General features: G+C 73.6%; 14 protein-coding genes. 8 read left to right on the forward strand and 6 right to left on the reverse strand.

Annotated features, from left to right (window positions below; translation table 11 throughout):
- Window positions 1-436: hypothetical protein (locus ABD160_RS31840; protein WP_344029997.1), on the reverse strand; the 436-nt coding region annotated here is incomplete at its 3' end.
- A gap of 521 nt (window positions 437-957) precedes the next feature.
- Complete coding sequence (locus ABD160_RS31845; protein WP_344030000.1) at window positions 958-1,872, reverse strand: EamA family transporter; 915 nt, start codon at window positions 1,870-1,872, stop codon at window positions 958-960.
- Between the two features lie 73 nt (window positions 1,873-1,945).
- Here ABD160_RS31845 and ABD160_RS31850 point away from each other — a divergent pair, with 73 nt between their 5' ends.
- Window positions 1,946-2,860, forward strand: a complete 915-nt coding sequence (locus ABD160_RS31850) for a LysR family transcriptional regulator (RefSeq protein ID WP_344030002.1) — start codon at window positions 1,946-1,948, stop codon at window positions 2,858-2,860.
- Between the two features lie 255 nt (window positions 2,861-3,115).
- Here the strand turns inward: ABD160_RS31850 and ABD160_RS31855 are convergent, their stop codons facing one another.
- Window positions 3,116-4,567, reverse strand: coding sequence for an NlpC/P60 family protein (locus tag ABD160_RS31855; RefSeq protein WP_344030005.1), 1,452 nt, complete (start codon window positions 4,565-4,567; stop codon window positions 3,116-3,118).
- A 337-nt stretch (window positions 4,568-4,904) separates the two neighbouring features.
- Between ABD160_RS31855 and acnA the strand changes: the two genes are divergently transcribed.
- The 3 genes from acnA to ABD160_RS31870 all read left to right on the forward strand — a co-directional run bounded on the left by acnA (window position 4,905) and on the right by ABD160_RS31870 (window position 10,455).
- Complete coding sequence (acnA, locus tag ABD160_RS31860) at window positions 4,905-7,721, forward strand: aconitate hydratase AcnA (protein ID WP_344030007.1); 2,817 nt, start codon at window positions 4,905-4,907, stop codon at window positions 7,719-7,721.
- Between the two features lie 122 nt (window positions 7,722-7,843).
- Window positions 7,844-8,905, forward strand: a complete 1,062-nt coding sequence (locus ABD160_RS31865; protein WP_344030010.1) for a hypothetical protein — start codon at window positions 7,844-7,846, stop codon at window positions 8,903-8,905.
- Window positions 8,893-10,455 carry a phenylacetate--CoA ligase family protein gene (locus ABD160_RS31870; RefSeq protein WP_344030013.1) on the forward strand — a complete coding sequence of 521 codons (1,563 nt, stop codon included), beginning with the start codon at window positions 8,893-8,895 and terminating at the stop codon, window positions 10,453-10,455. Before ABD160_RS31865 ends, ABD160_RS31870 begins: the two co-directional genes overlap by 13 nt.
- A 102-nt stretch (window positions 10,456-10,557) precedes the next feature.
- On the opposite strand, the gene ABD160_RS31875 is transcribed toward ABD160_RS31870, so the two are convergent.
- Complete coding sequence (locus ABD160_RS31875; RefSeq protein ID WP_344030016.1) at window positions 10,558-11,310, reverse strand: IclR family transcriptional regulator; 753 nt, start codon at window positions 11,308-11,310, stop codon at window positions 10,558-10,560.
- 111 nt (window positions 11,311-11,421) lie between these two features.
- Here ABD160_RS31875 and ABD160_RS31880 point away from each other — a divergent pair, with 111 nt between their 5' ends.
- Window positions 11,422-12,732 carry an SLC13 family permease gene (locus tag ABD160_RS31880; protein WP_344030019.1) on the forward strand — a complete coding sequence of 437 codons (1,311 nt, stop codon included), beginning with the start codon at window positions 11,422-11,424 and terminating at the stop codon, window positions 12,730-12,732.
- 80 nt (window positions 12,733-12,812) lie between these two features.
- Window positions 12,813-14,195 carry an acyl-CoA synthetase gene (locus ABD160_RS31885; protein ID WP_344030021.1) on the forward strand — a complete coding sequence of 461 codons (1,383 nt, stop codon included), beginning with the start codon at window positions 12,813-12,815 and terminating at the stop codon, window positions 14,193-14,195.
- A 13-nt stretch (window positions 14,196-14,208) separates the two neighbouring features.
- Here the strand turns inward: ABD160_RS31885 and ABD160_RS31890 are convergent, their stop codons facing one another.
- On the reverse strand, window positions 14,209-15,387 hold the full coding sequence (locus ABD160_RS31890) for an acyl-CoA dehydrogenase family protein (protein WP_344030023.1): 1,179 nt from the start codon (window positions 15,385-15,387) through the stop codon (window positions 14,209-14,211).
- A 158-nt stretch (window positions 15,388-15,545) separates the two neighbouring features.
- Between ABD160_RS31890 and gad the strand changes: the two genes are divergently transcribed.
- Together gad and ABD160_RS31900 are read left to right on the forward strand one after the other, a co-directional pair.
- Window positions 15,546-16,955, forward strand: a complete 1,410-nt coding sequence (gad, locus tag ABD160_RS31895) for a glutamate decarboxylase (RefSeq protein ID WP_344030026.1) — start codon at window positions 15,546-15,548, stop codon at window positions 16,953-16,955.
- 155 nt (window positions 16,956-17,110) lie between these two features.
- On the forward strand, window positions 17,111-17,497 hold the full coding sequence (locus ABD160_RS31900) for a VOC family protein (RefSeq protein WP_344030029.1): 387 nt from the start codon (window positions 17,111-17,113) through the stop codon (window positions 17,495-17,497).
- A gap of 35 nt (window positions 17,498-17,532) precedes the next feature.
- Here ABD160_RS31900 and ABD160_RS31905 read toward each other — a convergent pair whose 3' ends face one another.
- Window positions 17,533-18,345, reverse strand: a complete 813-nt coding sequence (locus ABD160_RS31905; protein ID WP_344030033.1) for an ABC transporter ATP-binding protein — start codon at window positions 18,343-18,345, stop codon at window positions 17,533-17,535.
- Window position 18,346: the final 1 nt, after the last annotated feature.

Here is an 18,346-nt window from a genome sequence, read left to right on the forward strand (position 1 = left end):
CGCCGGCCAGCAGGCAGCGGGCCTCTTCCAGCGACACCCGTAAGGTCAACGCGACCTGGTCGGGTAGCCAGCGGCCCACCGGTGTGACCGCCCGGGGGTCGGCGCCCGGTGGTGCGGCGCTGCTGCCGGGTGGGTGCCGGTCGGCGAACGCTGCCAGCATCCGGGTCCGCAACGCCGAGGCCCATCGCTCGATCCGTTCGGCGCCCTCGACGACGTCGAGCACCTGGGCGTCACTCAACAGCTCAGGGCTGTCGCCGGCGAGTTGGCAGTCCAGTGCCAGTGCGAACCCCACCGGCAGGGTCGGATCCACCACCACGACCGGCTCGCTGTTCTCGTCTCCGCACAGCAGGGCGCACAGGTCGCGGGTCATGCCGTGCGGGCAGGGATCGGCGGCGACCGCCTCGGGGCTGAGCAGCGCACCGTCGATATCGACCATGTGTTCGATTCTATCGGGTTGGGCTGGTTGTTCTCTAGAAGAAAGTCCGAGAAAAATCCACTCAGGACGGCATCCGTGGACCTCATCGGAAGGCAGCTCCGAAGTGGATCCCGGCGATGGCACGACGAGGAGGCCGGACCGGCGCCGGTGACTCCTCCGCCGCGCCGCCGGGATGCCGCCGCCCGGACCGCGGACCCACCGCGTGCGCACACCCGATGACGACCGGACGGCATCCGCGCCGAGGGGCACGAAGCGGGGTAGCCGGGGCACCCCGCCACCGCCCGACCCGGCACCGGGCACTACGCCGCCGCCCGACGCGCCGGCGGGTCACCGCGCCGCCACCGACCCTCCACCGGGCCGCCGGACCACCACCCGGACCACCGACCCACCACCGGAGGCAGCGGAGCTGAACCCCCGGAGCCAGCGGAGCAGACCCCACCCGAGCCAGCGGAGCAGACCCGCCGACGGCCCGGAACAGCCGGACCGACGCGACCCGACCGGAGCCCCGGACCACCCCGCGGTCACACCCGGGCCACCGGCGGCTCGACCCCCACCCCCCGACGACCGGGCGCCGACGCGGCCAGCACCCCCACGACGACCACCACCCCGGCGACCAGCTCCGGCAACGACGGCCGCTCCCCCAGCAGCAGGACGGCGAGCCCCATCCCGACGACCGGCACCAGCAGCGAGTGCGGCGCCACGACGCCTGCCGGGTAGCGGCGCATCAGGACCGTCCAGATCCCGCTCCCGACGACCGTCGCGACCACCGAGAGGTACAGCAGCGCGACCAGGCCGGGCAGCCCGTCCCGGGTGAACACCTCGGCCGTCGCCAGCCAGCCGGTCGCCGGACCCTCGACCACCGCCGACGCGGCGAGCAGCGGGATCGGCGGGACCACCGTCATCCACAGGGTCAAATGCAGCGGATCGACCGCCTCGCCGTCGCGCTGGGCCAGCCGGTTGCACAGGTTCCCGGCGGCCCAGCCGAGCGCGCCGAGCAGGGTGAGCGCGACCGGGAGCAGCGCGGCCGTCTGTGCCCGCAGCAGCGCGATCGTCGCCAGTCCGGCGACCGCGACGCCGATCCCGATCCACTGCCGCCGCCGGACCCGCTCCCGCAGCAGCACCGCGCCCAGTACCAGGGTGAACGGCCCGGACGCCTGCAGCACCAGCGAGGCGAGCCCGGCCGGCATCCCGGCGTACATCCCGAGGAACAGGAACAGGAACTGCAGGGTGCCGAAGCCGAGCCCGTAACCGATCAGCCAGCGCAGCGGCACCGCGGGCCGCGGGATCAGCAGCACCGCGGGCACGGCGAGCACGAGCATCCGCAGACCCGCGAGGAAGACCGGCGGGAAGTGCTCGAGGCCGACGTGGATGGCGATGAAGTTCGCACCCCACAGCACGGCGACGACGACGGCGAGGCCACGGTCCCGGACGGTCATGCCCTCGACCCTCCGTCACCGGCGACCGTGCAGTCCAACGCCGAAATATGAAATGACCTTGTAGCATTGCTTCATGGACGTCCGGCGCCTGCGGATCCTGCGCGAGCTCGCCGACCGGGGCTCGGTCACCGCCGTCGCGGCGGCCCTGAACTACACCCCGTCCGCGGTCTCCCAGCAGCTCAAGGTGCTGTCCCGGGAGGCCGGGATCGCCCTGACCGTGCCGGACGGGCGCGGGCTGCGGCTCACCGAGGCGGGCACGGCCGTGGTCGCCGGCGCCGAGGACGTCCTGGCCGCGCTCGGCCGCCTCGACGAGACCCTGGCCGGGCTCCGCGAGCGCCCGCTCGGGACGGTCCGGGTCGTGCTGTTCCCGTCCGCCGCCCGGCTGCTGCTGCCCGGCCTGCTCCGCCGCGCCGCCGCGCACGAGGGCCTGTCGCTGTCCTGCCGCGATCTCGACCTGCGCCCGGAGGAGGTGCCGGCCGCCGCAGCCGGCGTCGACGTGGTCGTGACCCACCACGACGAGCGGCTCGATCCGTTCACCGGCGGGCGGCTGCGGGTCCGGCCGCTGCTGCGCGAGCCGCTGGACGTCGCGCTGCCGATCCGGCATCCGCTGGCCGCCCGGGCCGAGGTCGGCCTGGACGACCTGGTCGACGAGGGCTGGATCGGGGTCGGCGTGGGCTGGCCGGTCGACGACGTGCTGCGCTCGGTCGGGCTGGTCACCGGCACCACCCCGCAGGTGGTGCAGCGGATCAACGACTTCTCGGTCACCGAGGAGCTGGTCGCCGACGGGCACGGCGTCGCGCTGCTCCCCCGCTACTCGACCGACCACCGGGACGGCACCCGGCTGGCCCTGCGCCCGCTGGCCGGGGTGCGGGCGGCCCGGCTGGTGCACGCGGTCGCCCGTGCCGACGCCGTCGAACGTCCGGCCGTCCGGCTGGTGCTCGACGAGCTGGCCGCCGAGGCCGACGCGGTCCGGGCCCGCGCGGGCTGAGTCCCAGCCGGCCGAGCCCGAGCAAGCCGGGCCCGGGCCGGGTACGTCCGGGCCGAACCCCGGCAGGCCGGGTCCGAGCAATCCGAGCCCGAGCCGAACCCCGGCAGGCCGGGTCCGAGCAATCCGAGCCCGGGCCGAACCCCGGCAGGCCGGGTCCGAGCAGGCCGGGCCCGGGCCGAACCCCGGCAGGCCGGGCCCGGGCCGGGTACCGCCGGGACGGGTCCCAGCAGGCCGGCGCGAGCGGTCCGCACGCGCTCAGAGCAGCCGGGTCACCTTGTTCAGGCCGTTGTAGCGGACCGGCGTGATCCGGACCGACGCGCCCGAGTACGGCGCCTCGATCATCATCCCGTCACCCAGGTACATCGCGATGTGGTGGGTGCGGCCGTTGCGCGCCCAGGACAGCATGTCCCCGCGGCGCATGTCCGAGATCGGGACGAGCCGCCCGGCGTTGGCCTGGTTCCCGCTGTAGCGGGGCAGGTCGATGCCGACCCCGGCGAAGGCGTAGAGCATCAGACCCGAGCAGTCGAAGCCGACCTTGCGGAAGTCGCCGTGCGAGTCGGCGACGCCGCCGTCCCGGATGCCACGCGTCGGGCCGCGCGCGTTGCCGCCGCCCCAGGCGTAGATGGTGCCGATCCGCGACGTCGCCCGGTCGATCACGGTCTCGATCGCCGCCGAGCCCGATCGCGGCCCGGGCGCCGGGCCGGCCGACGGGCCCCGGTCGGGTGCGGTCTGCGCGCGGCGGGACTCCTCCTCCTGGGCGACCCGGGCGCGGGCCTCGTCGCGGGCCCGCTGCTCGGCCTCGGCCCGCAGCCGTTCCTGCTCGGCCTGCCAGGCCAGGTACCGCTGGCGCTGGGCGCGCAGACCGGCGTCGGAGTTCGCCGCCTCGTCCAGCCGGGCCTGCACGTCGGCACGCTCGGCGCGGACCGCGTCCAGCCTGCCCTGCTGCTCGTCCGCGGCGGCCGCGGCGGACACCAGCGCCTGGTCGGCGGCGGCGGACGCCTCCTCGGCGGCGGCCCGGCGGCGGTCGGCCTCCTCCTGGGCGGCGCGGGCCAGCGAGTCGGCGTTGGCCTGCGCGATCCGGGCCTGCTGCAGTTGCTCCAGCACCGACGCCTGGTCCTCGCTCAGCGCATCGGTCAGCCGCGCCCGGTCCATCAGGTCCTGCGGGTCGGTCGCCCGGGACAGCAGGCCGAGCGGGCCGAGATCGAGACCGTGCGTGTAGACGTCGCCGACGAACTCGTCGAGCCGGGTGCGGGCGTCGTCGACGGCCCGACCGGCCTCCTCGGTCGCCGCCCGGGCCTCCAGCGCGCGGGCGGCGGCCGCGTCGGCCTCCCGGCCGGCGGCGTCGGCGGTGTCGCGCGCCTCGAGGGCCTCCTGCCCGCGCGCGGCGACCTCGATCTGCAGCTCGTCGAGCTGCGCGTCGAGCTCGGCGAGCCGCGCGGTCAGCCGTCCGACCTCGGCGGACCGGTCCTGCACGCTCTGCCGGCTGCGTTCGAGCTCGTCGTCGTCGGGGTTCGGCGGCGGCGGGGGCGGCTGCGCGGGCAGCGACCCGGCGCCGGCGGCCCCGCCCGCCGTGGGCGCCACGGCCGCGGCGCCGACCGCCGGGGTTCCCAGCAGCAGTGCGGTCAGCAGCACCAGCACACCGGCGGCGAGCGGGGTCCGGCGACGGGGCCCGCGGGCGGGCCGGAGCACCGACGGCTCGCGCGTCACGGTTCGTCCTCCCGGGGAGCGGGTGCCGCGCCCGGCGGGGAGCGGTGCGGTCGGCGGAAGCCTGCCACTCCCGTCACGCGAACACCGTGCGACACACCGGACCCGCACCCGACGGTCCGCCTCCCGGGGGACCCCGGGCCCCGGGAGGGACGACGACCACACCCGCCTCGCGCTCTTTATAGGACAGGCGTACTATTTGGGACAGCAGGGTCCACGCTGCCGCGGACGAGGCGGTGCGCGAGACTCGGACACACGCCGGTGAGCCCCCCGACCTGCGAGCGGGCCGACGCTCACCGCACCGGACGCAGAACGCCCACCACCACGGGAGGACCATCAAGTGGCCAGCACCGACAGCTTCGGCGCCAGAGGACAGCTCGACGTCGGCGGCACCGGTTACGAGATCTTCCGGCTCTCCGCGGTGGAGGGCTCGAAGCGCCTGCCGTTCAGCCTCAAGGTCCTGCTCGAGAACCTGCTCCGCACCGAGGACGGCGCGAACGTCACGGCGGACCACATCAACGCCCTGGCGAACTGGGACCCGCAGGCCGAGCCGGACACCGAGATCCAGTTCACCCCGGCCCGGGTGATCATGCAGGACTTCACCGGCGTCCCCTGCGTCGTCGACCTGGCGACCATGCGCGAGGCGGTGACCGAGATGGGCGGCGACCCCGCCAAGGTCAACCCGCTCGCCCCCGCCGAGCTGGTCATCGACCACTCGGTGATGATCGACTTCTTCGGCACCGCCGACGCCTTCGAGAAGAACATCGAGTTCGAGTACGGCCGCAACAAGGAGCGCTACCAGTTCCTGCGCTGGGGCCAGGGCGCCTTCGACGAGTTCAAGGTCGTCCCGCCCGGCACCGGCATCGTGCACCAGGTCAACATCGAGAACCTGGCCCGCGTCGTCATGCCGCGCAACGGCCAGGCCTACCCGGACACCCTGGTCGGCACCGACTCGCACACCACGATGGTCAACGGCATCGGCGTGCTCGGCTGGGGCGTCGGCGGCATCGAGGCCGAGGCCGCGATGCTCGGCCAGCCGGTCTCCATGCTGATTCCGAAGGTGCTGGGCTTCAAGCTGACCGGCGAGATCCCGACCGGCGTGACCGCCACCGACGTGGTGCTGACGATCACCGAGATGCTGCGCCGCCAGGGCGTCGTCGGCAAGTTCGTCGAGTTCTACGGCGCCGGCGTCGGCGCCGTGCCGCTGGCCAACCGCGCCACCATCGGCAACATGAGCCCGGAGTTCGGCTCCACCGCCGCGATCTTCCCGATCGACGACGAGACCGTCCGCTACCTCAAGCTGACCGGTCGCTCCGAGGAGCAGATCGCCCTGGTCGAGGCCTACGCCAAGGAGCAGGGCCTCTGGCACGACCCGGACCACGAGCCGGTCTACTCCGAGACGATGGAGCTGGACCTGTCCACGGTGGTCCCCTCGATCGCCGGCCCGAAGCGCCCGCAGGACCGGATCGAGCTGTCCGCCGCGAAGCCGGCGTTCCGCAAGGCCGTGCAGGACTACACCAACGACGACGTCGCGCCGCTGACCGGCGTCGACGAGTCCAGCGACGAGTCGTTCCCGGCCAGCGACGCGCCGGCGCACACCTTCGCCGACGGCGAGCCCGCCCCGGTCGTCCAGTCCGCCGCGACCGGCTGTGAGGGCCGTCCGTCCAAGCCGGTCACCGTCCGCTCGGAGACCCGCGGCGAGTTCGTGCTCGACCACGGCGCCGTGGTGATCGCCTCGATCACCTCCTGCACCAACACGTCGAACCCGAGCGTGATGCTGGGCGCCGCGCTGCTGGCGAAGAACGCGGTGGAGAAGGGCCTGGCCGTCAAGCCGTGGGTGAAGACCTCGATGGCGCCCGGCTCGCAGGTCGTCACCGACTACTACGAGAAGGCCGGCCTCTGGCCCTACCTCGACAAGCTCGGCTACAACCTGGTCGGCTACGGCTGCACCACCTGCATCGGCAACTCCGGCCCGCTGCCGGAGGAGGTGTCGGCCGCGGTCAACGAGAACGACCTGACCGTCGCGTCGGTGCTGTCGGGCAACCGGAACTTCGAGGGCCGGATCAACCCGGACGTCAAGATGAACTACCTGGCGTCTCCGCCGCTGGTCATCGCCTACGCGCTGGCCGGGACGATGGACTTCGACTTCGAGGCCCAGCCGCTCGGCCGGGACTCCGAGGGCAACGACGTCTTCCTGCGCGACATCTGGCCCTCCACCGACGACATCAACGCGGTCGTCGACTCCTCGATCACCTCGGAGATGTTCACCAAGAGCTACTCCGACGTGTTCCGCGGCGACGACCGCTGGCGGGCGCTGCCCACCCCCGAGGGCCGGACCTTCGAGTGGGACCAGCAGTCCACCTACGTGCGCAAGCCCCCGTACTTCGAGGGCATGACGACCGATCCGGAGCCGGTCACCGACATCTCCGGCGCCCGGGTGCTCGCCCTGCTCGGCGACTCGGTCACCACCGACCACATCTCGCCGGCCGGTGCGATCAAGCCGGGCACCCCGGCCGCGGTCTACCTGGACGAGAACGGCGTCGAGAAGAAGGACTACAACTCCTTCGGCTCCCGGCGCGGCAACCACGAGGTGATGATCCGCGGCACGTTCGCGAACATCCGGCTGCGCAACCAGCTGCTGGACGCGATCGTCGACGGCGGGGTCAGCGGCGGCTACACCCGGGACTTCACCCAGGACGGCGGCCCGCAGGCGTTCATCTACGACGCCGCGCAGAACTACGCCGCGCAGGGCACCCCGCTGGTCGTGCTGGGCGGCAAGGAGTACGGCTCCGGCTCGTCGCGCGACTGGGCGGCCAAGGGCACCGCGCTGCTCGGCGTGAAGGCCGTCATCGTCGAGTCGTTCGAGCGGATCCACCGGTCGAACCTGATCGGCATGGGCGTCGTCCCGCTGCAGTTCCCCGAGGGCGAGTCCGCCTCGAGCCTGGGCCTGGACGGCACCGAGACCTTCGACATCGCCGGCATCACCGAGCTGAACGACGGGAAGACCCCGAAGACGGTGCAGGTGACCGCGACGAAGGAGTCCGGCGAGACCGTGGTGTTCGACGCCAAGGTGCGCATCGACACCCCCGGTGAGGCGGACTACTACCGCAACGGCGGCATCCTGCAGTACGTCCTGCGGGGCATGCTGAAGAGCTGACGCGCTCGACCACCACCGCGGAGCCCGTCGTCCCCCGTGGGGCGGCGGGCTCCGTGCATCCGGCAGTGCGTCCGGTAGCGCTACGGATCCGGACGATCCGCCGACGGACGACCCTTCCCGGCATGTCCACCTCGCTCCCGGGTCCGTGGCGGCGCCTCCTCGACGAGGCCCGCGCCTACCCGTCGCCGCACAACTCCCAGCCGATCGTCGTCCGGGTGCTCGACGCCGGCCGCGCCGAGCTCCTCTACGACCTGGAACGCGGGCTGCCCGCGGAGAACTTCGGGATCCCGTTCGGCCAGGTGTGCGCCGGCGTCTACGTCGAGTCGCTGGCGACCGTCGCCGCCGGGCACGGCTGGTCGGTGGCCGCCGAGCTGCGCGACGACGGGCTCGACTTCGACGCCGCCGCCCGCCATCAGCCGCTCGGCACCCTGGAGCTGGGTCGGGCCGCGATCACCCCACGGGCGGAGGCCGACCTGGCCGCGTTCCGGCGGCGGCGCACCTCGCGCCGGCCCTACCAGGACCTGCCGGTCGATCCGGCGGTGCTCGCCGAGGCCGGCGCGCTCGCCGCGGCCGCCGGCCACGACTTCGGGCACACCGCGCAGCGGGGGCTGGTGGACCGGCTGGTCCGGATCAACCAGGAGACCCTGTTCGACGACCTGCGCAACGACGCCGTGCACGCCGAGATCCTGGCCTGGATCCGCACCTCGGACCGCAGCGCCGAGGCGACCCGCGACGGACTGTCCGCGCGCACCCTGCTGCTGCCCGGCCCGCTGCTCGGCTTCGCGATGCGGCACCGCGGGATGTGGGACCTGCCGCTGGCCGGGCCGCTGCTGCGCCGGATCTACCTGAACACGATGCGCGGGGTGCGCGAGCTCGGCTGGCTCACCGGCCCGTTCGGCTCCCCGCTCGACCACGTCGCGGCCGGCCGGCTGTTCCTGCGGATCTGGCTCGCGTTCACCAGGGCGGACGTGTACCTGCACCCGTTCGGCACGGTGATCACCAACCCGCGCTCGCACGCCGCCTTCACCGACGCCGCCGGGATCGTCGAGGACGGGGCCGGCGGCGAGCACCTGGCCTGGATGCTCTTCCGCTACGGGCACAGCGCGGAACCACCGCGGGCGCTGCGCCGCGAGCTGCCCGAGATGCTCCTCGACCGGGACGGGAGCACGTCGTGGGACCGCTGACCTGGCTGCAGGAGACCGTCGTCGACCTGCTGGCCCGCCGGCCGGGCACGCACCGGCTGCTGCTGGCACCGGGGTTCGAGCCGCTGCGCAGGCGGCTCGGCGAGCGCCGGGCGTACCGCACCTTCGAGCGCAGCGCCCGGCTGGTCCCGGCCTACCGGAGCTTCCTGGCCGCACACGGCGCGCCGCGCCGGCTCCCCCGGGACCGGCGCCGGGCGGCCGCGGCGTTCGCCGCACTGCCGGTGACGGACAAGGACTCCTACATCCGGCCCTACTCCATCGCGGACCGCTGCGTGCGCGGCCGGATCCCGCGCCGGGGCGTCGTCGTCGACGAGTCGTCGGGTTCGTCGGGGGTGCCGACCAGCTGGGTGCGCGGCCCGGTGGAGCGGCGCGCCTCCCGGGAGCTGCTGCGGGTCGGGTTCCAGCGCACCGCCGCCGGGCTGCGCACGCCGCCGTTCGTGATCAACGCCTTCTCCCTGGGCGCCTGGGCGACCGGGATGAACGTGTCCGCGGCGCTGACCGGCGTCGCCGTCGTCAAGTCGGTCGGGCCGGACCCCGACAAGATCATCAACACGATGCGCGAGTTCGGCCCGGACTTCACCTACGTGATCACCGGGTACCCGCCGTTCCTGAAGGGACTGTTCGACGACGACCGGCTCGACTGGTCCGCCTACGACATCGTCTGCGCGTTCGGCGGCGAGGGCATCAGCGAGGGCATGCGGGACCGCATCCTGCGCACCGCGCACTCGGTGATCGGCGCCTACGGGGCGAGCGACCTGGAGATCTCGATCGCCACCGAGACCGGGTTCACGATCGCGCTGCGCCGGGCGATCGCCGCCGATCCGGCGCTGTCGGCGGAGCTGACCCGCCAGGACGAGTACGGCGTGCTCCCGAACATCTTCCAGTACAACCCCTACGCCTACCTGATCGAGACCAGCGACGACGGCGAGCTGCTGATCACCCTCACCCGGCCGCAGAACCTCAGCCCGCGGATCCGCTACAACATCCACGACCGCGGGCACGTGGCGCGGATGCGGGACGTGCTGCCGGTGCTCCGCCGGCACGGCCTGCGTGAGGTGCTCGACGCCCGGCTGCTCGACCTGCCGCTGCTGTTCCAGTACGGCCGCAGCGACTCCTCGGTGGACTTCAACGGCGCGGTGGTCCCGCCGGACGGGCTGCGCGACGCGGTCAGCGCCGATCCGGAGCTCCTGGACGCGATCGAGAACCACCGGCTGGTGTCCTACGAGGACGACGCGGGCGACCGGCGGCTGCACCTGGCCCTGCAGCTCGCGCCCGGCCGCGAGCTCGCCGACCGGACCGGCGCCGCCCGCCGGGTGGTCCGCGCGCTGCGCCGGTCCAACGCCGACCTGCACAACGCGATCCGCACCTGCGCGCCCGGGACGGAGCCGACGGTCGGCTTCTACCCGCACCGGACCGGCGTGTTCGCCGACGACGGGGCCACCCTGAAGAACAGCTACGTCCGGTTCCTCGACGCCGCCGGGGCCCGCGCCGCAGGGATCGACGTGCAGTGGACCGCCGAGCGCGCGGGCTGACGCCGGGCCACGCCGGACCCGCCGAACGCGCGGGCTGACGCCGGGCCACGCCGGACCCGCCGAACGCGCGGGCTGACGCCGGACCCGCCGGCGCCGGGTCGCTCAGATCCGGGCGCCCAGCTCGCGGGAGATCCGGCGGGCGGCGTCGACGGCGGCCCGGCCGTGGTCGTCGAACACCGCCTCGGTCATCCGGACGGTCGGCCCGGACACCGACAGCGCCCCGGCCGGGCGGCCGTCGGCACCGAGGATCGCGGCGCCGACCGCCGCGATCCCCTCGCTGAGCCCCTCCGGATTGACCGACCAGCCCCGGGCCCGGATCTCGGCGATCCGGGCCCGCAGGGTGCCGGCGTCGGTGACCGTCCACGGCGTGCTCGGCGCCAGCTCGCCGCCGGACAGGTACGCCTCGACGACGGCGTCGGTGCACGCCGCGAGATAGGCCTGGCCGGTGGCCGAGGCGTTGAGCGGGATCCGGTGCCCGAGCGGCAGGAACGCGCGCAGCCGGTGTGCGGTGTCCAGGCGCTCGACCAGCACCAGCTCGCGGCCGTCGGGCGCGGCCAGGTGCACCGTCTCCCCCGAGGTCAGCTGCAGCTCGTGCAGCACCGGGAGCGCGCGTTCGCGCAGCTCGCCCGAGTCGCGGGCCTGGTTCCCGACGGCGAACGCGCGGTAGGTCAGCGACCAGCGCGAGGTCTCGTCGGCCCGGCACCAGCCGACCTCCGCCAGGGTCAGCAGGGTGCGCTGCACGGTGCTCTTGGGGAGACCCACTCCCCGTGCGAGCTCGGACAATCCGACCGGTTGCTGCTCCCCCACCGCCTCCAGCACCCGGATCGCCGAGACCACGCTGTTGGTCGCCGCCATCCCTTGACCCCCTCGAACGAGCGACATACCGTCCTGGCTCAACGGTCCACTGTGCAGACCACTGTGCCACCTGGTGGACCGATCGACAAGGCTACCAACGGAGGTAACCCCATGGCGGTGCAGATCATCGCGCTGCTGACGTTCGTGGCGGTGTTCGTCATCGCGGAGCTGCGGCGCTCGCACATCGGCATCGTCATGTTCGCGGCGGCGGCCGGGATGGGCCTGCTCGTCGCCGGGCTGGCGCTCGACGACATCGTCGCCGGCTTCCCGATCGACATCCTGATCCTGCTGGTCGGCGTGACCTACTTCTTCGGGATCGCCAAGGCCAACGGCACCATCGGCCGGCTCGTCGACCGGGCGCTGGTCCTCGTCGGCAGCAACACCGCCGCCCTGCCGCTGACGTTCTTCCTGCTCACCGCGGCGGTGTCGGCGATGGGCTCCCCGCTGGGCGGCCTGGTCATGGCCCCGATCGGCATGTCCGTGGCGCACCGGCGCCGGATCGACCCGATGCTGATGGGCCTGGCGATCGGCACCGGGCTCTCGGCCGGGGCGTTCGCACCGACCTCGCTGTTCGGCATCGTCACCTGGGGCACCGCCAACACCGCCGGGATCGCACTGAACCCGCTCACCCTGTTCGCGGTCGCGGTGATCGTGAACCTGGTCCTGCTGGCCGCGGCCTACCTGATGTTCGGCTCGCGCAGCCGCGCCCGCACCACCGTGAGCACCGCCGCCGGGGGTGCTGTCGCCACCGGCGGCGAGGACGAGCCGGAGGCCGGCGAGGAGCGGCCCGCCCGTGAGCCGTTCGAGACCATCCACCTGGTCACCGTGGTCGCCATGCTCGGCCTGATCGCGGCCGTCGTCGTGCTCGCGATCGTCGGCAACAACCCGGACGTCGGCGTGCTCGCCTTCGCCTTCGGCGCCGCGCTCACCCTGATCGACCCGGACAACGGGCGCAAGGCGCTCAAGGAGATCGACTGGTCGACCGTGCTGCTGGTCGGCGGCATCATCACCTACGTCGGCGTGCTGCAGGAGATCGGCGCGGTCGACCTGCTCGGCGACCTCGCCGCGATGATGACCGTCCCGCTGCTCGCCGCCCTGGTCATCTGCGCGGTGGGCGGGCTGGTCTCGGCGTTCGCGTCCACCACCGGCATCCTCGCCGCGCTCGTCCCGCTGGCCATCCCGCTGATCGAGCAGGGCGGCGTCGCGGGCTGGGCGCTGATCTGTGCGCTCGGCGTGTGCTCGTCCATCGTGGACGTCTCGCCGTTCTCCACGGTGGGTGCGACCCTGGTGGCGACCACCGTCGATCCCGACCAGCGGCCGCGGATGACCGCCCTGCTCACCCGCTGGGGCCTGTCCATGGTCGTGATCGGCCCGGTCGTGCTGGTCGGCACGCTGGTGCTGCCCGCGATGGCGTTCCAGTGACAGGGCCTGCCAGTGCCAGGGCCTGCCGGTAACAGGGCCTTCCAGTGACCTACCCAGACCGTACGGAACCGGAGAGATCGTTGCTGCTCACCTCACTCACCGCCGCCGAGGACCTCGAGCGCGCCGTCACCGTCGGCGAGGAGACGCTGTCCCGGGCCGAGCTGGTCGACCGGGCCGGCCGGTTCGCCGCCGGCATCCCGGACGACGGCCCGGTCGCGGTGCACGCGACGGCGTCGGCGGACACCGTCGTCGCGATCACCGGCTGCCTGCTCGCCGGGGTGCCGGTGGTGCCGGTCCCGCCGGACTCCGGGCCCGCCGAGCTGCGGCACGTGCTGCGCGACTCGGGCGCCACGTCCTGGTCGGGCGCGCGGCCGGACGGGGTCGATCTCCCGGTGGTCGTCCCGGGCGGCGGCGCTGTGCCGCCGCGCGAGACCGATCCCGAGGCGACCGCGATGCTGCTCTACACCTCCGGGACGACGGGTGCGCCGAAGGGCGCGCAGCTCTCCGGCCGGGCGATCGCGGCCGGGCTGGACGGACTGATCGAGGTCTGGGACTGGACCCCGGACGACACCGTCGCGCACGGCCTGCCGCTGTTCCACGTGCACGGGCTGATCCTCGGCGTGCTCGGCTCGCTGCGGCTGGGCTCGCGGGTGGTGCACACGGTGAAGCCGCAGCCCGCCCGGTACGCCGCGGCGGACGCGTCGATGTACTTCGGCGTGCCGACCGTGTGGAACCGGATCGTCGAGGACCCGGCGTCGGCGCGGGCGCTCGGCGGCGCCCGGCTGCTGGTGTCGGGCAGCGCGCCGCTGCCGGCGTCGCTGTTCGAGCGGATCGCTGGGCTCACCGGGCAGGCACCGGTCGAGCGCTACGGCATGACCGAGACCATGATCACGCTCAGCGCACACGCCGCCGGCGAGCGCCGGGCCGGCTGGGTGGGCCTGCCGGTCCCCGGCGCCGAGACCCGGCTGCGGCCCGCCGACGACGACGCGGGCAGCACCGTCCCGGACGACGGCGAGACCGTCGGCCGCCTCGAGGTCCGCGGGCCGATGCTGTTCTCCGGCTACCTGAACCGGCCGGACGCGAACGCCGAGACCAGCGCCGGCGACGGCTGGTTCCGCACCGGCGATCTCGCCGTCCGCGACGCGGGCGGGTTCCACCGGATCGTCGGCCGGGAGTCCACCGACCTGATCAAGTCCGGCGGCTACCGGATCGGCTCCGGCGAGATCGAGGCGGTGCTGATGGACCACCCGGCCGTCGCCGAGTGCGCGGTCGTCGGGGCGGCCGATCCGGACCTCGGGCAGAAGATCGTCGCCTACGTCGTCGGCGAGGGTCCTGGCCAGGCGCTGATCGACCACGTCGCCTCCCAGCTGTCCTGGCACAAGCGCCCGCGCGAGGTGGTGTTCGTCGAGGCGCTGCCGCGCAACCCGATGGGCAAGGTGCAGAAGAAGCTGCTGGGCGGATGAGTGCGGTGCCGGCTCAGTAGCTGCGCGGGAGGCCGAGGACCTGGGTGCCGATGTGGGCGAGCACCAGCTCCTCGGCCACCGGGATGTTGCGGGCGATCCGGGCGTCCCGGAACAGCCGCTCCACCGGGTACTCCTTCGAGTACGCCATCCCGCCGAAGGTCTGGAACGCCCGCTCCGCGGCCTCCCAGCCGACCTGCGCGCCGGTCAGCTTGGCGATGTTGGTCTCGGCGTGGCAGGGCAGGTCGTTGTCGAACAGCCAGGCCGCCTTGTAGGTCATCAGCCTGCCCAGCTCGGCCTTCGCCCTGATCTGCGCCAGCGGGAACTGGATGGCCTGGTTGGCGCCGATCGGGCGGCCGAACACCACCCGCTCCTTCGCGTACCGGACGGCGACGTCCAGCGCGGCGTCCGCGGTGCCCACCCCGCCGGCCGCGGCCAGGATCCGCTCCGGGTTGAGCACGTCCCACAGCACGGCGAAGCCGTGGTCGATCTCGCCGATCACGTTCGCGGCGGGCACCCGGACGCCGTCGAGGAAGACCTGGCTGGAGGTCACCACGTTCGAGCCCATCTTCGGGATCGGTGTCCAGCGCAGCGTGCCGGCCTCGGCGGCCTGCCGCACGTCGACCAGGAACAGGGTGAAACCGGCGGTGCGCGGCGTCGCCTCCCCGGCCGGCACGGTCCGGGTCACCGCGATCATCCAGTCCGCGTTCTCCAGGCCGGAGATCCAGATCTTCTGCCCGTCGAGCACGAAGTCGTCGCCGTCGCGGACGGCCCGGGTGCGGATCGACAGCGCGTCGCTGCCGGCGTCGGGCTCGGTGAGACCGAGGCAGAACTGCACCTCGCCGGCCGCCAGCCCGGGCAGCAGCGCCCGCTTCTGCTCCTCGGTGCCGTGCCGGGTCAGCGTGGTCGCGCCGAAGCCGGGGGTCAGGATGTAGAGGAAGATCCCGCCGGTGCCGCCCGAGGCGGCCAGCGTCTCGCAGGCGACGGCCAGCTCCAGCATCCCCTGCCCGCCGCCGCCGTACTCCTCGGGCACGGTCAGGCCCAGCCAGCCGCCGTCGGCGAGATCGCGCCACGCCTCCCAGGGGAACCGGTGCTCCTCCTCCAGCCGGGACCAGTAGGTGTGGTCGTAGCGCGCGCCGATCGCGCGCACCCCCTCCTGCACGGCCTGCGCGGTGTCGGGGAGCGTGAAGTCCATCGTGGCGGTTCCTCTCGGGCCGGCGGGCGGCGCGCCGGTCGTCGTCGGGCCTGGGCGGGCCCAGCATGCTCCGGATCGGCCCGTGCCGGAAACCGGTGGTGCACCGGGCCGGCGGTCCCTGCTCGCCGCGCGGCACTGCAGGGTCTAGCTTTCGCGCCATGCCCGGTGCGCACTCGCCCTCGGAGGATCGTGGCCACGACCGCGGGATCGGGGTCAACCCGGTCTTCGCCGCGGAGCCGGTCGACATCCCGCGGTTCACGATCCCCGACGGCGGCCTCGATCCCGAGATCGCCTACCAGGTGGTGCACGACGAGCTGATGCTCGACGGCAACGCGCGGCTCAACCTGGCCACCTTCGTCACCACCTGGGCCGAGCCGCAGGCGGAGCGGCTGATGGCCGAGTCGCTGGACAAGAACATGATCGACAAGGACGAGTACCCGCGCACCGCCGACCTGGAGCAGCGGTGTGTGCGGATGCTCGCCGATCTCTGGCACGCGCCCGATCCCGGTCGTGCGGTCGGCTGCTCGACCACCGGGTCGTCGGAGGCGTGCATGCTCGGCGGGCTGGCGCTCAAGCGGCGCTGGCAGCACCGCCGCCGTGCGGCCGGGCTGCCCGCGGACCGGCCGAACATCGTGATGGGGATCGACGTCCAGATCTGCTGGGACAAGTTCGCGAACTACTTCGAGGTCGAGCCGCGCCTGGTGCCGATGTCCGGCGACCGGCTGCACCTGGGCGCCGACGAGGCGCTGGCCCGCTGCGACGAGAACACGATCGGCGTGGTCGCCGTCCTCGGGTCCACCTTCGACGGCAGCTACGAGCCGGTCGAGGAGCTGTGCGCCGCACTCGACGACCTGCAGGCCCGGACCGGGCTCGACGTCCCGGTGCACGTCGACGGCGCCTCCGGCGCGATGGTCGCCCCGTTCTGCGATCCGGACCTGGTGTGGGACTTCCGGTTGCCCCGGGTGGCGTCGGTCAACACCTCCGGGCACAAGTACGGCCTGGTGCATCCCGGCGTCGGCTGGGCGGTCTGGCGGGACACCGACGCGCTGCCCGAGGACCTGGTGTTCCGGGTGAACTACCTGGGCGGGGACATGCCGACCTTCGCGCTGAACTTCTCCCGCCCGGGCGGCCAGGTGATCGCGCAGTACTACCAGTTCCTGCGGCTGGGCCGGGACGGCTACGCCCGGGTGCAGGGCACCTGCCGGGAGATCGCGACCGGGTTGGCCCGCCGGATCGAGGAGACCGGCGCGTTCCGGCTGCTCACCGACGGCTCGCAGCTGCCGGTGTTCGCCTTCACCGTCGCCGACGGCGAGCCGTTCTCGGTGTTCGACGTATCGGCGGCGCTGCGCGAGAGCGGCTGGCTGGTCCCCGCCTACACCTTCCCGGCCGACCGGCAGGATCTCGCCGCGCTGCGGATCGTGGTGCGCAACGGGTTCAGCCACGACCTGGCCGGGCTGCTGCTCGACGACCTGGAGCGGGCGCTGGAGCGGCTGCGCCGCCAGTCCGCGCCGGTGCGCGGCGCCGACGGGGCCGGGTTCGCGCACGGAACGCGTTCGTCACCGGCCTGAGCCGCTGCTAGCGTGCCGGGTGCGCCCCCGATGGGCCCAGCGGAAGGAGCACGAACCCCGCCGACGCCACGCGTCGGCCACCCGCACGGGCCCGCGGGCGCAGCGCTCCTTCACGTCTCCCCCGTGGTGCCCGCACCCACCTCGTGAGGAGAGCCATGCCCTGCACGTTCAACCACACCATCGTCGCCGCCCGGGACCGCGCGGAGTCGGCGGCCTTCTTCCGTCGCGTGTTCGAGGCGGCGGACGCCCCGTCCTGGGGGCCGTTCACCAATCTCGCGCTGGACGGCGGCGTGCTGATCCAGTTCGCCGATCTGCCGGCCGACGCGTTCCCGCAGATCCAGCCGCAGCACTACGCCTTCCTGGTCGACGACGCGCTGTTCGACCGGGCGTACGCCCGGCTGGTCGCCGACGGCGTCGAGCACTGGGCCGACCCGCAGATGCAGCGGACCGGCGAGATCAACCACGGGCACGGCGGGCGCGGGGTCTACTTCCGCGACCCGGCCGGGCACTTCCTGGAGATGATCACCAGCCCGTACCTCTGAGGCGCGGCGGGCCGTCCGCGGCTGCCCGGGGCCGCTCAGCGGCGGCCCTGTTTCGCCTGCTGCACCAGCTCGTACACCTGCCCGCGCAGCTCGGCGAAGCGTGCCGCACCCCGGGTGGTGAGCTGGTCGCGCTCGGCGGGCAGGTCGACCGGCACGTCGGCCAGCACCACGGTCGGCGCGTGCGAGAGCACCAGCACCCGCTGGCCGAGGTAGACGGCCTCGTCGATGTCGTGGGTCACGAACAGCACGGTGACGCCGAGCCGCTTCCAGAGGTCACGGACCAGGTCCTCCAGCTCGGCCCGGGTCTGCGCGTCGACCGCGGCGAACGGCTCGTCCATGATCAGCAGTCGCGGCTCGTAGGCGATCGCGCGGGCGATCGCGACCCGCTGCTGCATGCCGCCGGACAGCTCGTAGGGGTGCTTCTCCCCCGCCGCGCCGAGCCCGACGGCCTCCAGCGAGGTGTCGACCAGCCGGGTCCGCTCCGCCTTCGGCAGACCCTTCTCGCGGAGCGGGAGGTCCACGTTCTGCCGGACGGTCAGCCAGGGGAACAGGCTGCGCCCGTACTCCTGGAACACCACGGCCATCCCGGGCGGCGGCTCGGTGACCCGGGTGCCCTCCAGCAGGACGTCGCCGGAGGTGGCGCCGAGCAGCCCGGCGATGCACTTGAGCAGCGTCGTCTTGCCCGCGCCGGAGGGCCCGACGATGCAGAGCAGCTCCCCCGGTGCGATGTCGAAGGTCAGGTCCCGGATCGCCTCGGTCTCCCGGCCGGCCCCGTAGTAGATCTTGCGCAGCCCGTGCACGGCCAGGATCGGCTCGGTCAGCTGTGCTGCGGAGGTCGTGGAGGTCATG

The sequence above is a fragment of the Pseudonocardia kongjuensis genome, from assembly GCF_039526905.1.
GTDB lineage: Bacteria > Actinomycetota > Actinomycetes > Mycobacteriales > Pseudonocardiaceae > Pseudonocardia > Pseudonocardia kongjuensis.